This is a genomic window from Bradyrhizobium genosp. L, assembly GCF_015624485.1.
Taxonomy (GTDB): Bacteria; Pseudomonadota; Alphaproteobacteria; order Rhizobiales; family Xanthobacteraceae; genus Bradyrhizobium.
On record NZ_CP061378.1, the window covers coordinates 6,218,448 to 6,233,210 of the forward strand.

11 protein-coding genes are annotated in these 14,763 nt (G+C 60.5%); 2 read left to right on the top strand and 9 right to left on the bottom strand.

Annotated features, from left to right (window positions below):
- Positions 1-367 precede the first annotated feature (367 nt).
- The gene (locus tag IC762_RS29610; RefSeq protein ID WP_195785683.1) at positions 368-571 is read left to right on the top strand and encodes a hypothetical protein; all 204 of its coding nucleotides are present in this window, start codon (positions 368-370) and stop codon (positions 569-571) included.
- Between the two features lie 844 nt (positions 572-1,415).
- Here IC762_RS29610 and IC762_RS29615 read toward each other — a convergent pair.
- Entirely contained in the window at positions 1,416-2,366 is a 951-nt protein-coding gene (locus tag IC762_RS29615) for a helix-turn-helix domain-containing protein (RefSeq protein WP_195785684.1), read from the bottom strand.
- Between the two features lie 299 nt (positions 2,367-2,665).
- Here IC762_RS29615 and IC762_RS29620 point away from each other — a divergent pair, with 299 nt between their 5' ends.
- Entirely contained in the window at positions 2,666-4,753 is a 2,088-nt protein-coding gene (locus tag IC762_RS29620; protein ID WP_195785685.1) for a putative bifunctional diguanylate cyclase/phosphodiesterase, read from the top strand.
- Positions 4,754-4,829: 76 nt separating this feature from the next.
- Here the strand turns inward: IC762_RS29620 and IC762_RS29625 are convergent, their stop codons facing one another.
- From IC762_RS29625 to IC762_RS29655, 8 genes are all read right to left on the bottom strand, one after another.
- Entirely contained in the window at positions 4,830-5,192 is a 363-nt protein-coding gene (locus IC762_RS29625; RefSeq protein WP_195785686.1) for a hypothetical protein, read from the bottom strand.
- 111 nt (positions 5,193-5,303) lie between these two features.
- On the bottom strand, positions 5,304-5,771 hold the full coding sequence (locus IC762_RS29630; protein ID WP_195785687.1) for a carboxymuconolactone decarboxylase family protein: 468 nt from the start codon (positions 5,769-5,771) through the stop codon (positions 5,304-5,306).
- 554 nt (positions 5,772-6,325) lie between these two features.
- Positions 6,326-8,719, bottom strand: coding sequence for a PAS domain S-box protein (locus tag IC762_RS29635; protein WP_195785688.1), 2,394 nt, complete (start codon positions 8,717-8,719; stop codon positions 6,326-6,328).
- A 330-nt stretch (positions 8,720-9,049) separates the two neighbouring features.
- On the bottom strand, positions 9,050-9,310 hold the full coding sequence (locus tag IC762_RS35410) for an HAD family hydrolase (protein ID WP_246801299.1): 261 nt from the start codon (positions 9,308-9,310) through the stop codon (positions 9,050-9,052).
- A 78-nt stretch (positions 9,311-9,388) separates the two neighbouring features.
- The gene (locus IC762_RS35415) at positions 9,389-9,739 is read right to left on the bottom strand and encodes an HAD family hydrolase (protein WP_246801300.1); all 351 of its coding nucleotides are present in this window, start codon (positions 9,737-9,739) and stop codon (positions 9,389-9,391) included.
- The gene (locus IC762_RS29645; protein WP_246801301.1) at positions 9,740-10,093 is read right to left on the bottom strand and encodes a hypothetical protein; all 354 of its coding nucleotides are present in this window, start codon (positions 10,091-10,093) and stop codon (positions 9,740-9,742) included.
- Positions 10,077-10,460, bottom strand: a complete 384-nt coding sequence (locus IC762_RS29650) for a response regulator (protein ID WP_195785689.1) — start codon at positions 10,458-10,460, stop codon at positions 10,077-10,079. The genes IC762_RS29645 and IC762_RS29650 overlap by 17 nt, the downstream gene beginning before the upstream one ends.
- Complete coding sequence (locus IC762_RS29655; protein ID WP_210338398.1) at positions 10,457-14,086, bottom strand: ATP-binding protein; 3,630 nt, start codon at positions 14,084-14,086, stop codon at positions 10,457-10,459. Before IC762_RS29655 ends, IC762_RS29650 begins: the two co-directional genes overlap by 4 nt.
- Positions 14,087-14,763 lie beyond the last annotated feature (677 nt).

The window sequence follows — 14,763 nt, forward strand, 5'->3', positions numbered from 1 at the left end:
TTTCTCCGGATTTTAGGAACAAATGTAAGACTGAGCGACAGTGCTTCGGCACGCGATCGTTCGCAATTCGATCTCATTAAGCCAGCCGATCCGGCAGAGGGACTCCGTTGTAGCGCACTCCTGAGGCAGGTTGGCCGCCTCCGAATGCCGTCGACACCGGGCTCGACTTGAACGAGGTGATCGGCTTCAGGCAAGGCGTTTGCTCAAGCATTTCGCGTAGGAACCAACAGCGTCGTTCAACGTTTCATCCGGCGGACAGATTTGTGGGGCAACGCGCAATGACCGCCGAGAGACCATTTCAAATCGCGACTTTCGGGCTTCTTGCTTTCTCCACTGTTCTGGCTTCGATGCTGGTCATGACTGCGTGATGAAATCGCCCCTCATCATCATTGACGTATCAAACCCCAACGCCTTTTCGGGGAAAGGCAGCCAGATCATTCTGGAATTTTCAGATGAGGATGCCGCCATAAGGGTAGCGCTAACAATCGCACGCGAAACCGGCCGTGCTGTCACGGTACGGACTGAGGATGCGCGTGTGATCGGCACCATTTCCGCGTCCACTGCTCACTAACGTTCGCCGAAGTTCAGCTCGCGCTGTTGGATTTCGAATGTCATGTCGAGCAGGTCAGGCCCCCGCGGGGATTTGCGGTCGAGTAGGATGATGCCGCGCTCGATCTGAGCCCAAAGTGAGAGGCCCCCAAAGTCTGATACGCAGATGCCCGCGCCCCTACGAGAAGGTCCCCGGCATTCCGATCGTGTGCTTCGATATCGTCGCAGCTAACGGGATCAAAAATGGGGGATTGAAATCGAACTCGCTTGCCGACATCTCATTCCGAATGCGGATGGGCCGTCGATATCAAGCTCGCAACAACAGTCGGGATTCGATGCACTCCTGATCCGAGTACACCTCCCGAACCTATAATCCGAGTACACCTCCCGAACCTATAAGCTGAGTCGCAACCGCGCCGCCTCAAGCTTATTTAGGATCTCATTTACGACTCAGGAACTGCCTACGTCGGGCGCGTATCCGCCCGAGCTCGAATCGAGGCCTGAACCGGCGACAAGCAGAACCCGATGCGGATGGCATCGCAGTTGGCTGGCGGAGGCTTTTTTCCGAAAGCGAGCCTCCCGATGTGTCAAGGATGTGCTCAAATCACGGACGTGCAACGACCTCAAATTGCGTTTCAGGCAGTAGGCCAGCGCCAAGCGTCCCGAATGCGGTTTTAAACCTACTGCTATGATAGTGCCTACCCTCGCGTTTTGTTCACGCCCACCCAGCTTGCTCCGAGCGGACGTCGCCGATCCGATGCTCAGGGAAGTGCGGCCCAAGCGCTTGCCGAACGACGTTTGTCTCCAAATCGGCTCTCGGCCTCCCGCGACAGTCGTTGGATAAACTTCGGCTTGTGCAATGGCGGTCAACTGTCCGTCTTCGCCATGCGCCGATACTCGCGCGGAACAACACCAAATGCTGATCTGAAGCTCCGCCCAAAGTGCGTCATATCGGCAAAGCCCCATCGCCGGGCGATGTCACTGATGGTCCTATGGTCCTGCTGCCTATCTTCGAGGGCCCGTCTACAGCGTTCCAGCCGCATCGCGAGTGCGAGCCGCATGACCGAGGTGCCGTCCTCAGAGAGCAGTGCATTCGCATAACGTAGGCCCATGCCGGCGGCAGCGGCGACACCTGCCGCATCAAGATTCGGATCGCTTAGCCGGTTTTCGATGGCCGCGCGAAGATTGAGCCGAGCGAGCGATCGTGCCGAGCTCCTGTCTGGCTTCTCAGCATTTAGTAGCGAACTGGCGACAAGGTCCATGAATTGAGTTTGCGCAATTCCTTCCGAGGTCTTGCCCTGACGGCCCGCGATTGTCGGTAACATTGCCAGTAAGGACGAGGTCCATCGATGTTCGGGCTGCTCGGGCGTCAGCGCGATCGCGAGCAACCTACGGGCCTCACCTACGCGGGCCTCTAGTCCTCGCCGATGTATTTTCGCCACCAGAAGCTTAGAGCCGGATGAAAACCGAGCGGTATAGGGGCGCAACGGATCGAGCAGTGTCATGTCGCCGGTTCCAAGAACCGCGCGGCGATCATCCTGCTCAAGAGCCAGGTTGCCGGCGGTTTGGCGACAAATGAACAGATCATCAGTCTCAGCCTGAGCAATATGTTGGGCTGTGCGAGAAACAGCCATAGGCGACGTCGCGAACGACACGAGGCCGATGTCGCCGAATGTTCCAGTTTCGATCTCTGCCTCGAATGTTCGGCGGCTCTCAGGCGTGGACGAGTGCCTCACAATGGTCTGACAGGCGACCGCGTGCCAGAGGTCAAACCGCTCGTAAGGTCGCACGCTGGACGTCGAGAAGAGTTTTTTCATGCACTCTGGTGCCATGGTGGCCGAGTCACCGTGCCAACATAGCCGATTTTGAGGCGCTTCAGGCAGTGGATACGCTGCAGCGGCGCCACGATGGGGAACGTACTTCGGCGCGAAGGACCCATCTTACCTCGTCTTTCTATCCCCGCAAGCCGGGGCCATGGTGTTCGACAGCCTAGGACAGTCGTGGGTTCGTTCTCTTAAATGTCTGTTAGGCCCAGTAAAGACTTGCCTCAAGCGTTCAATCTTCTCTTATTGCAACCGTGGCATTCGGGGACAACGATATCTTGCGGAATGACTCCATGGCGCTGACGGCTACGCTGATCTACTGGGTTATCATCGTCATGTGGCTCGCGGTCATGGTGACCGTCTGCCTAGCCTTCGTCCGCAATCCGCGAACCTTCGGCGCCGTTCGGCTGCTGCTGTCGGTCATCGTTATCGATACTGCTCGTAACATCGTTGAGAACCTCTACTTCGGTCTGTATTTCGGCGCGAAATATGGAATGCTTCCGGCTTCGCTCGGTGAACTGCTTGGCAACCCCGCTTATCTCATCATGCCGAAGGCTTTGAATGTCGTGGCGGCGTGCGCCGTGCTCGGACTCCTAGTGCTGCGATGGCTACCGCTGGCGTCGAAAGAGCGACACGATGCGGACGAGGACATGCAGCTGAAGGCGAAAGCGCTGAATCAGGAAACTGAGGAGCGAACGCGTTTGTTCGAAACCTCGCTCGATCTCATCCTGATCACCGATCGGAGAGGCAACTTCACGCAGGTAAGCCCGAACTCGCTGGCAACCATCGGCTATCATCCTGGCGACATGATCGGGCGCTGCGCCAGCGAATTCATATATCCCGCGGATCTGGATCCGACACGCCGCGAAATGAAGCTCGCCCGCAGTGGTCGACACACCCTCAATTTCGAGACCCGGTACGTTCACGAAAACGGTAGCGTCGTCCCCTTGGCATGGTCCGGCGTCTGGTCCGAGCCCGAGCAGAAGTATTTCTTCGTCGGGCGTGATATGACCGAGCGCAGACTCGCCGAGGAGCAGCTCCGGCGGCTTGCCTTGTTTGATCAGCTCACCAGCCTTCCCAACCGGGCGAGCCTGCACGGTGATCTGCGGGCAATATTGGAACGCGATGAGAGCGAAGCCTTGCGGCATGTCACGGTTGCGGTGATCGATGTCGACGGCTTCAAGGATGTGAATGACACGCTTGGCCATCCGATCGGTGACCTGCTGCTGCGGGAAGTCGCGCGCCGCATGACTTCGGCGCTCACCTCCGCGCGGGTCTACCGGCCGGGCGAAGATGAGTTCGTGCTGCTATTCGAGAACTGCGGCGATCCACTGGTTGGAGCCGCCGCGATCGACACGTTGTTGCGCAGCCTGGGGGGTGCCTTCGACCTGGAGGGGCAAAGGGTATTCATTACCGCGAGCGCCGGTCTCGCGATCGCGCCGGAACATGGCTCGACCGTAGATGAGCTGCTGGCGAATGCTGAGCTCGCGCTCTACGACGCCAAGAAGGCCGGCGGCGGGATATCCCGAATGTATGTCCAGAGGTTGCGCGCAGATGCGATGCAGCGCCTTAAGCTCGATGGCGAGCTTCGGCGTGCCTGCGAAAACCGGGAATTCGTGTTGTACTACCAACCACAGGTGCGCACTGCCGATGGCCACGTCACCGGGGCGGAGGCACTGCTGCGCTGGAATCACCCTCAGCGCGGTGTCCTCGCGCCGGGTACGTTCATCGATGGCCTGTGCGAAAGTGCCGTTGCAATGGATGTCGGCCGCTGGGTCCTGGCGACGGCCTGCGCCACCGCCGCTGCCTGGCGGGCAAAGGGGCTGCCTGCGATGCGGATCGGGGTCAATCTGTTTCCGGTCCAGTTCGGCAACGGTGGCTTCCTGCAGGATGTGGAACGCACGCTGGCGGAAACCGGTCTGCCGCCCGATGCACTCGAACTGGAAATCACCGAGAACATCGCGCTTGGTCGTGACGATGAAGCTCTCACTGCACTCAAGCAGCTGCGCGCCAGCGGGGTGGGCATCGCGTTTGACGATTTCGGCACCGGTTACGCGTCGCTCAGCTGCCTCCGCCGCTATCCGCTGACCCGAATTAAGATCGATCGCGGCTTTGTGAAGAAAATTGGCACCAGGTCGGCGTCAGAAGATGCTGCGATCCTTCGCTCTATCATCGCGATGGGTCGCAATTTGGGATTGGAAGTGATTGCGGAAGGGGTCGAAACGACGGAGCAGGCACGGTTCCTCAGGACCGAGGGATGTCAGGAACTGCAGGGCTTCCTGATCTCCCGGCCGCTGAGCGCGGATGCGTTCGAGCGCTTTCTCAGCGCCAACAAGTCTGAACTTACGCCGTTTATGCCAGATCGGACACTCACGACCTGATCCGTGCATCTCCACCAACAGGCCGGCGATAGCATCCTCACATTCTCATTGTCCTGGCTCCGTCTCGCGGTCGACATCAGCGGTCATCATACCGATCTTGCCGTTGCGAGTATTTCCGCCACGTTCTATTCGCGGCCGGCTCGCCCAATTCGTTGCGGTGTAATCGGAAGAACGGGTACTCAGCGTGCCAGATGTGCGACACGAACTGACACCCCAAGCGGCACCTGCGATTGCCAAGAATTAGGGTCGGGATCAGCGGCCTGAAGGCGACGGTTGGTGACTGCGGCACCCATTCCCGTTCGTCGCCGTCGAGATCAAGCGCGGCGCCGACGAATGCGTCAGGCACTATGCCGACGGGTTGATATAGCTGGTACGCGATCTTGCTTTGGTCGATCGAGCGGCGCTCGGGCGCCAGTTCCGACGAGGACATATTGCTCATCTTCTTCTCCAACATGCGAACCGACCGTGGAGATTCGTTCGCCTTGAGGCTGCGCGCGCCGCCGCTCCACGGTGCAAGAGGCGGCGCGGGCGTTGGATCAGGCGGCGGGTTTCAGCTTGCCCAGTGCGGACCACTCCCCCCTTTTATAAAGCTGTCATTCGGCGTCTGCGCGAGATGCTTAGTGTAGTTCGAGATGAGCTCTGTCGCGGCAAGCACGAGCCGGTCGAGCACCGCCTCGTTGTCGTAGCCCGCGGCCTTGAAGGCGGCGACGTCGGCTTCGCCCACCACACCGCGCCGACGGGTGACCTTGGCGGCAAACTGGCGTAATGCTTCGAGCTTTGCATCGGCGATCGAGCGGCCATCGCGGACAGCGGCGATCGCCGCATTGCCGATCTTCGCCATGCGCGACAGGTTGGTGTGGCCGGCCATGCAATAGGTGCATTCGTTTTCGTAGATGGCGAGGTAGACGATATTGCGCTCCTGCGGCGTGATATTGGTCTTCTCGGCGATGCCCCAGAGCGTGCTGTAGGGCAGCGCGCGTTTGCTCCGCCAAACCTCTACCTCGGCCTCCAGGCTCAAGGATTAGACTGCGTTCTTGCCGCGGTCTTCGTGGGTCGCGCTCATCTTGGTTCCTTCGGATTGCTCGCGCGCTTAAAGCCGCTGGAGATGAAGGATGTTCTCGCTTTCGGAACAAACCTCTTGTGGCTACCCGCCGGAGCAGCACCATCGCACGAGCCTAAGACAGTCGATCGAAGGTCTCGGACCGTACACCTTCGCTGCTTCTCCTGGCGCTGCCGACCGCGGCGGTAGCCGGTGAGGGACATTGGATCACCGCGACGGCGATGATCGTGGTCTGCTACGCCTTCAGCCCTCTAGTTATCGAGCGGCTTTCTTGGGCCTACCGGGCGAAGGCGTACTCGCGGGCGGCAGACAGTCTGGCAGCTTTCGCCATCCGCTCGACAGGATCATCGCCGAAGGTCGGCTCTGCTGGCGAGAAAGTCGCGGACCGCCCGTGGCCACGCCCAAGCGCCGATCGAGAACAGCCTTGGTCGTGATTCAGAGGTGAGGCGCGACCGGACTATGCATATGACGACGAGCGCTGTGAGTTGCTCGTTCCCTTGGGCCAGGACGGCTTAAACGCCGTCTAACCGAGACGTGGACGTTAAGAGATGTTTCTTCAGCGCATGCTCCAGACCTTGGCGAAGAGAATCCGGGGTGTAAGGTTTTGCGATGAAAAAAGCGCCCAAACGCGCGGCTTCGGATTTGACCCCGCTGTCGCCTGTTGCGAGAACGAGGAGAAGACCGGGCCAACGCGCGTGGGCATCCTCCGCAAGTTGCAGGCCGGAGATACCGGGTAGCCCGACGTCCGTGAGGAGGATGTCAACGGGTCTTTCATCCAGGATTTTCAGGGCCTCCCGAGCCGTGCCGGCCTCCCTCACTTCGCATCCGATTTCGCTCAGCATCTCCGCCGTCGTGAGGCGGATCAGGTCGTCGTCTTCAACGACCAGCACGGTCGCGGCGTTGAGAGCCTTTTCGTTCGTAGAGTGCTGCGATCCGCGAGCGACGCGCCTTTGAGCTTGATTGGCCAACACGTGTCTTATTTTTCGGGCGAGCGCTTCGCGCGTGTAGGGTTTAGCCAAAAGCTCCACTCCGGGATCGAGCCGCCCGCCATGCACGATGGCGTTCTGCGTATAGCCGGACGTGAAAAGCACGGCGACGTTGGGCAAGCGTTCCTTCGCTTTTCGCGCCAGGTCCGGGCTACGCAGCGCGCCTGGCATCATGACGTCTGTGAAGATCAGATCGATCGGGATGCCGCTATCGACGACAACGAGTGCGCTGGCTGCGTCTTTCGCCTTGACCACGCGGTACCCGAGTTCGGCGAGCATCGAGACCGCGACCTCCCGGACTTCGTCGTCGTCCTCAACTACAAGAACGGTTTCCTCGCCGCCTCTGACCTCACCGGATGAAGTGGCGATCAGAGCGTCCTCGCTGGCGACGTTTCGCGGGAAGTACAGCTTGACTGTGGTTCCGGCGCCGATCTCGCTGTAGATTTTGACGTGGCCGCCGGATTGCTTGAGAAAGCCGTACACCATGGCGAGGCCCAGGCCGGTGCCCTTGTCCTCCGTTTTGGTGGTAAAAAACGGTTCATAGACCCGCTCCAGTATATCCGGCGGAATACCGCAGCCCGTATCAGTCACGGCGATCATCACGTATTGTCCCGCGGACAGTTCGTCATGCTGACGGACATATTCGTCGTCGAGGAAGGCGTTGCTGGCCTCGATCGTCAGGCGTCCATCACCGTTCATCGCGTCGCGGGCGTTTATCGCGAGATTCAAGACCGCATTCTCGAATTGATCCGGATCGATCAGGCTATTCCAGAGCCCGCCGGCGACCACCGTCTCGACCTCGATCTCCCCGCCGAGAGCGCGACGAAGCATATCATCCATGCCTTTGATCAGACGGCCCGCGTTCACTACCCTCGGCTCCAGCGGCTGGCGCCTTGCGAAGGCAAGCAACTGGGAGGCAAGTTTCGAACCGCGGGCGACGCCCGCCAGCGCACTTTGGACACGCATCTCGGCCCGGGCATTGCCGACGATGTCCTTGCTCAGCAGTTGCAGATTTCCACTGATGACCTGCAGCAGGTTGTTGAAGTCGTGAGCGACGCCGCCCGTGAGTTGCCCGATCGCCTCCAGCTTTTGCGAACGGATCATCGTCGCCTGCGCCGCCTGGAGCGCAGCTTCCGCCTCGCGACGTTCGGTGATATCCCGCGTCACTTTGGCGAAGCCGACGAGCTTGCCGTCGTCGTCTCGGATGGCGTCGATCACAACGTGGGCCCAAAAAGCAGTGCCGTCCTTTCGGACCCTTTGACCTTCGTGCTCCCAGCGCCCGTGCCGGGTCGCGGTGTCGAGGCCGATACGCGGCAGTCCCGCAGCGCGATCGGCTTCCGTGTAAAAGTCGGAGAAGTGACGGCCAATGATCTCTTCGGGGGCATAGCCTTTGATGCGCTGGGCACCTGCGTTCCAGCTCGCCACCCGGCCCGCCACGTCCAACATGTAAATGGCGTAGTCGGTAACGCCCTGCACCAGCATTCGAAACTGCTGTTCGCTTTCGCGCAGTTTAGTCTCGGCGGCCCTTCGCTCGGTCAAGTCGCGTGTGATTTTGGCGAAGCCGACAAGGCCGCCCTCGGGCGTGCGGATTGCGTCAATGACAACGTGGGCCCAGAACTGAGAGCCGTCCTTTCGCACGCGCCAGCCCTCGCGCTCGAAGCGGCCAGTGCGCTCGGCTTCCGCCAACGCCAGCGCGGGGATATTCTCCGCCCGTTCAGCGTCAGTGTAGAAGGTCGAGAAGTGGCGTCCAATGATCTCATCGGCCTCATAACCTTTGAAGCGCCTGGCACCGGGGTTCCAGCTGGTCACGCGGCCCTCGCGATCCAGCATGAAGATCGCGTAATCGGTGATCGCCTCGACGAGAAGCCGGTAGCGGCCGTCGCCGGACTGGGCGGCTTCGAAGGAGCTTGAAGTTTCCATGCGGATTCCTATCCCGCCCGGGGAGAGCGGTTGCAGTATGAGTCAAACATTGCTCGGTTGATCAGGTTCCCGGGCGGCTCCCGCCTGTGAGCTAATTGGCGTTAGCCAAAGCCGGACGCGGGCTATAAAAGGTGAGGGGTCGGGGATTGTCTCAGACCAAGAGCCCGCAGCGCGATTGGATCAGCCGTAATGGAAAGGTGTAAATTACTCATTCCGCGCCATGCACTAAGTCGCCTCTCGGTATCGCGGCCAAATAGGTGCTGCAGGAACGCCCTTCACATACTTTCAGGCGGCCTTCATCGGGTGTGCAGCGATCGCCTGTTCAAGAAGCTAGCGAAGTCTGGTAGTCTTCGCGCGATGGGGCGACCTATACCGCGCCAACAGCGATTCCCCGAAGCGGGCGAACAGCCCGGCCGGTACCGGATATACCTCGGTGCAGCCGGCCTGTCGTAGCGATTCCTCGGCAAGGCCGCCGCACAGAACGCCGATCGTCTCGATGCCGGCCTTTCTGGCCGCCTCGGCGTCGTAGGGTGTGTCGCCGATCGCGTCTGCGCCTTCGATCTTCAGTTTCTTCAGGACGATCTCGAACACGTCCGGAGCCAGGCTTTGATTCTTTGGCGTCTTCAGCCGATGTTGAGACTTCGACGAGGTCGGTGATGTCCGCGATCTTCAGATATTCGTCAAGCTCGGCCTTTTCGCTGACGATGCGATGGCGATGCGAAGCCCCTCATCTCGCACGCGACGCAGCAGGCTCGGGACTGCGAAGAACGGCTGAATGAGCGGCAGGTACTTGTTCTTGAACCGCTCGCCGCGCCACTCTTCCAATTCCTCGCCATGGCTGATCGTCCTCGGACAGAAAGAAGGGAATGAGCTTGTCGCCCCCTTACCGATCTGGCTGCGGGCTTTTTCGAAACTGACGTCGTGACCGAACTTCACCATGGCTTCCCGCCACGCTATGGCATGAAGATCGACGGAGTCCAGCAGCGTACCGTCGAGGTCGAAAATCGCGGCTTTAGGCATTCAGGTTCCTCCGAGGCAAGCCGGCCCGATCTTCGCGTACCAGGCGGCACAGGGCGTGTTTTTAACGATGTGCCGGTCGAGGTCTGGCGATCCGTCCTTCCACCAAACGGGGCCTCGCTCGCTAAGCGTCCGGTTGAAATCGTCGATCGCCTTCTGCGCGGCGACCTCCGCCTCGAGGTCGGCGCTTTGCTTGACGTCGAGAACCACACGCCGATCCGACATCAAGCGGGAGACGAGTTCTTTGCGCTTCGTTTCGTCGAGTCGGCAGTCGCCATCCGCCTCAGCCTTCCGCGTCGGCGAGATTGCGATCATTCCTGTTTCGCCTTCGCGCCGCCGGTCATCTTCGTATGGCATGGTCGATCGCTTCGGCGAGTTCGCGGGCCTGAAACGGCTTCTGCAAGACCGGCACATCCGACCATTCGGCTCTGATGCCGCATGCGCCGTATCCCGTGGCGAATATGAAGGGGATTTCTCGGGATCGGAGAGAAGCGGCGAGCGGATAGGTCTCTTCGCCGTTCAAGTTGACGTCCAGTATCGCAAGGTCGGCGCTAGCGTCGGCCACAATCTTGCTGGCCTTCGACATGCTTCCGGAGGTGACCACCACGCGATGACCGAGGTCTTCGAGCATGTCTTCGATCATGATCGCCACCATGGATTCGTCCTCGACGACCATGACCTCCAGGCTAAAGTCGGCTTTCGCGGGATCGATCCATTGGTTCATCGCACTTTGCCCTGTCCGTTAGCTTCGATAGGGGACCGGATCACCGAGACGACGCCGCTCGGCCGATATTCGATGGTCGCCTCGCCTCCCAGATCGTGCGCAAGGTTGCGCTGGATCAGTCGTGTGCCGAAACCCTTGCGGGTCGGCTGGGATACCGGAGGACCGTCCCGTTCGGTCCATGTCAACACCAGTTCGCCCAACGTGTCTGAGGGCGCGACCACCCAATTTACTACGACAGTCCCCGCTTCATTGGAAAGCGCACCATATTTCGTCGCGTTCGTTGCAAGTTCATGTAGCGCCATCGACAGGGCCAGCGCCTGTTTAGGTGTCAGCCAGACGTCCGGGCCCTCGATCGACACTCTTGCGTCCTTCGATGCGAAAGGCTCGAGAGCCCGCTTTGCTACCTGGCGAAGCCGCGCTCCCTCCCAACTTTCGACGGTGAGCACGTCATGAGTGCGAGAAAGCGCCATGAGACGGGATTCAAACAAGGCCTGCGCATCGGTAGTGCGCTCCGTGTTGCGCATGGTCTGCATCGCGAGCGATTGCACCGTGGCAAGCGTATTTTTAACGCGATGATTCAGTTCGTTGATCAGGAGGACACGCTGCTCGTCGGCCTTGAGCCGTTCGGTGATGTCGGTATTAGTACCGAACCAGCGAATGATCTTCCCGTCGTCACCGCGGATCGGGAGAGCGCGCGACAAGAACCAACGATAGGTCCCATCCTTGCCACGTATTGGAAAGGTGTCTTCCCAAGGCTCCCCGGTCATGAAGCTCATCTTGATTTTGGCCAGCACCGCGTCGGCATGGTCGAGATGGACCGCCTCACGCCAGCCCCATCCCATCATATCGGCCAGGCTCCGCCCGGTGTAATCGAGCCACCGCCTGTTGAACCAGTAGGCCAGCCCACCGGCATTGGCCATCCAGGCGAACTGACTCATATTATCGGCAAGCGCGTGGAATTCGGCCTCGCGTTCCGCGAGCTCCGTTTCGCCGACGACGCGATCCGTGACGTCGTACCCTTCCACGAAAATGCCGGTTACGACGCCTTGCGCGTCCACGATCGGCTGATAGATGAAGTCCAGGTAGCGCTGTTCCTGCCGCCCGTTACGCCGCAATCGGATCGGGTGGCTTTTGCCTGCCACCGAAGCCCCTGACAAGAAGACCTCGTCGAGCAACTCGAAAAAGCCTTCCCCTTCCAATTCGGGAAAAGCCTCTCGGACGGGCTTACCGATAAGGTCTCGCTGTCCGACCAGCTTCAGATAGGCGCCGTTGGTCAGCTCGAATATGTGGCCGGGTCCCCGCAGCACGCACATGAAGCCCGGCGCCTGCTCGAACAAGCCCCGGAGCCGTTCGCTTTCGGTCGCAAGCTGCCTGTTGAGGCGGTCGACGGTTTCCTTGTCCGCGGCGAGCTGTTCGTTGGCCAGCTTGAGCGATTCCTTCGCCTGCCGACGAACGTCGGCGAGCTTGAGGTTTCCGCCAACCTGCGCGAGGAGTTCGCGCGCGGAGAAAGGCTTGACGAGATAATCGTCGGCTCCGGCGTCAAGTCCTTCTACCCGCGCTTCCTCGCCTGCACGCGCCGACAGCATGATGACCGGCAGATCGCTCAGGTCAGGATCGCCACGAATTGCCTTGAGCAACCCGAACCCGTCGAGCTTCGGCATCATGACGTCGGTCAAGACGAGGTCGGGGCGCTTGGCTTTAATGGCTTCGAGGGCGGCAAAGCCGTCGGCGACCGACTCGATCGCCCACCGCTCCCCGAGCAGACGGACCATGTACTCCCGCATGTCGGCGTTATCATCGGCAACCAGGATACGGGATTTTTGGGTGCCGCTCCATTCGCCAGCCACGTCGGCGGGGGGACCGTCGATCCATCGCAAGGCCTCCTCGACATAGGCATTGGCTCCCTTCGAGGCCAAGCCAACTATGGCACCGCCCACCACGACTTTCGCCGACGGAAGGTGGGCGGTGCCGAAGGGGATGCGGACGGTAAATCTGCTGCCGCGGGCCGGTTCGCTGTCGACCTTGACGGCGCCGCCATGAAGTCGCACGATTTCCTCGACCAGTGCGAGTCCGATGCCGGAGCCCTCAAAGGACCGGCCTTTCTGACCGCCGACCTGGTAGAAACGCTCGAATAGTTTCGGCAGTTCGTCGGCGGGAATACCGGCTCCGGTGTCGGTGACGGTGAGTTCGGCGGCTTTGCCATCGGCGGACGTCTGCATGGCGACGTATATTCCGCCTTCGAGCGTGAATTTGAACGCGTTCGACAGCAGGTTGAGAACAACCTTTTCCCACATGTCACGGTCGACATAAACCGGCACGGGGAGAGACCCGCTTGCGACCTGGAACTTCAAGCCGGCCTTTTCGGCCGCGGACCTGAAGTTCGCTGCGAGTTCGACCGTCAATGCGTCGAGATCGACGGGCTGGAAATTCGCATGCGCGCGTCCGGCCTCCAACCGCGAAAAATCGAGCAGCGAATTCACCAGTTTCAGAAGCCGCAACGCATTGCGGTGTGCGACCTCGACAAGCGCGCGGCTCTCTTCGGTGGCGACGGCGCCCGGATCCGCCAGGAGATCTTCCAACGGGCCCAGCATCAGGGTCAATGGGGTACGAAACTCATGCGACACGTTGGAAAAGAATGCCGTCTTTTGTCGGTTGATATCCTCTAGCGCTTCCGCTCGACGTTTTTCCTCCTCATAGGCCTGCGCGCTGGCGATCGTCGCTGCGATCTGTCCGGCGACGAGCTCAAGAAATCCCATGTATCCCTCATCGAAAAGCCGAAATGGATTCAGCCCCACAACGAGGACAGCCGCGCGGCTGGTTTCGCCGCTGGGCAGGATGGGCAACAGCACGGCTTTGCTCGGAGCCTGATTCCAGGCACCGCTGGGCAGTACCAAAGAGAACCTGGCGGCGAGATCGTGAACGAGCACCGGCCGTTGCGCCTGGAGCGCTTCGTGAAGCGGCCAGATCGAACGTTGGTCGGGTTTCAAGACCTTTGGAGCCGCAGGGTGGCCGCCCTCTATGCCGCATGAACCCGCCAGGATAAAATCGCCGGAATCCCCATCCACATCATAGAGGATTGCGAACGGCACATCGCGCGAGTTGGTGCAAAGCGCTCCCAAGCTTCGCGCGCAGGCTTCCCGCCACGTGCGCGCTGCGGCGGCCTCCGCCGCAAGCTGGCGCAACAGCGAGAGTTGCCGCTCACCGATAACGCGCTGGGTATCGTCGGTATTGGCGCAGATGATGCCCCCGGCGCTACCGTCATCGTCGGGTATGGGGCTGTAGGAAAACGTGTAGTAGGTCTCTTCCGGATAGCCGTTGCGCTCCATGATAAGGAGCTGCTCCTCGACGTAAGTCCCTTCGATGCCGGTCATGGCGGTGGCCAGCAGCGGGCCGATGTCGCCCCAGATTTCGTGCCAGACGCGCGACGTGGGCTTACCCAGCGCCCACGGATGCTTTCCCCCGATGATCGATTTGTAAGGGTCGTTGTAAAGGTAGATGAGTTCGGGTCCCCAACCGATCCATATCGGCTGGCGCGACGTAAGCATGATCCGGACGGCCGTCTTCAGGCTTTGCGGCCATCGCTCGGGCGGTCCGAGCGGCGTTGCGCGCCAGTCGATCGCACGCATGAGAGCGCCCATCTCCCCGCCGCCTGCCAGGAAATTGGGCCCCGCCGCTGCCTGTTCTAAAGCCAATCCTTCCAACGATGCCGCCCTCGAAAACCAACGTTCTACGCGAAATGATCCGCACCCGGCGGAAGCAATGCTTATTCAGCGGCGAGTTCGAAAGGACGCCCGTCGGCGGAATGTCCATTGCCCGCCCGCTCGCTATCCATGACGCCAGCCCGGGTCGACGGGTCGTTCAAAGTTCCCTCCTTTTTCAACGCACAATAATTCCCGAGGAAGCGTCGGGTTCCTTGGATATCCGGGAAAGGCCTGTGATTACGGCGGTGGGCCCGCATCCGAATCGGCTGACCCAGCTTCCCGGGGGAGACCAGCTACCGAAGGCCCCCAGCCTTGCTAGCGCCCCCGTGCTGCGGCCGGCGCAAGTTCGCTCCCATTGCGGGCTGCCCGGAGGACGCGTCGGTTCTTATGTGTCGGCGGAATTTGAAGGAGCTCGGCTGGCAAGCGTTCCGTCGTACCCATCCCGACCTCGAGATTCTTCGGCTTTACGGCGCAGGCCAGGGTCCATGCGAGCCGCTTGCCAACGACCTCAACAACTTGCGTTGTGGGTACCTTGGCCGACCGGCATTGCAGTCAAAGCAGCGCAATGAGTAATCAGCTAACCCGGAATCCACTCGCATCCG

What these genes read in the sequence shown, in the direction of transcription:
- IC762_RS29610 (WP_195785683.1), top strand. Translation starts at nt 368, where the DNA reads ATGAAATCGCCCCTCATCATCATTGACGTATCAAACCCCAACGCCTTT.
- IC762_RS29615 (WP_195785684.1), bottom strand. Translation starts at nt 2,366, where the DNA reads ATGAAAAAACTCTTCTCGACGTCCAGCGTGCGACCTTACGAGCGGTTT.
- IC762_RS29620 (WP_195785685.1), top strand. Translation starts at nt 2,666, where the DNA reads ATGGCGCTGACGGCTACGCTGATCTACTGGGTTATCATCGTCATGTGG.
- IC762_RS29625 (WP_195785686.1), bottom strand. Translation starts at nt 5,192, where the DNA reads ATGAGCAATATGTCCTCGTCGGAACTGGCGCCCGAGCGCCGCTCGATC.
- IC762_RS29635 (WP_195785688.1), bottom strand. Translation starts at nt 8,719, where the DNA reads ATGGAAACTTCAAGCTCCTTCGAAGCCGCCCAGTCCGGCGACGGCCGC.
- IC762_RS35415 (WP_246801300.1), bottom strand. Translation starts at nt 9,739, where the DNA reads ATGCCTAAAGCCGCGATTTTCGACCTCGACGGTACGCTGCTGGACTCC.
- IC762_RS29645 (WP_246801301.1), bottom strand. Translation starts at nt 10,093, where the DNA reads ATGCCATACGAAGATGACCGGCGGCGCGAAGGCGAAACAGGAATGATC.
- IC762_RS29650 (WP_195785689.1), bottom strand. Translation starts at nt 10,460, where the DNA reads ATGAACCAATGGATCGATCCCGCGAAAGCCGACTTTAGCCTGGAGGTC.
- IC762_RS29655 (WP_210338398.1), bottom strand. Translation starts at nt 14,086, where the DNA reads ATGCGTGCGATCGACTGGCGCGCAACGCCGCTCGGACCGCCCGAGCGA.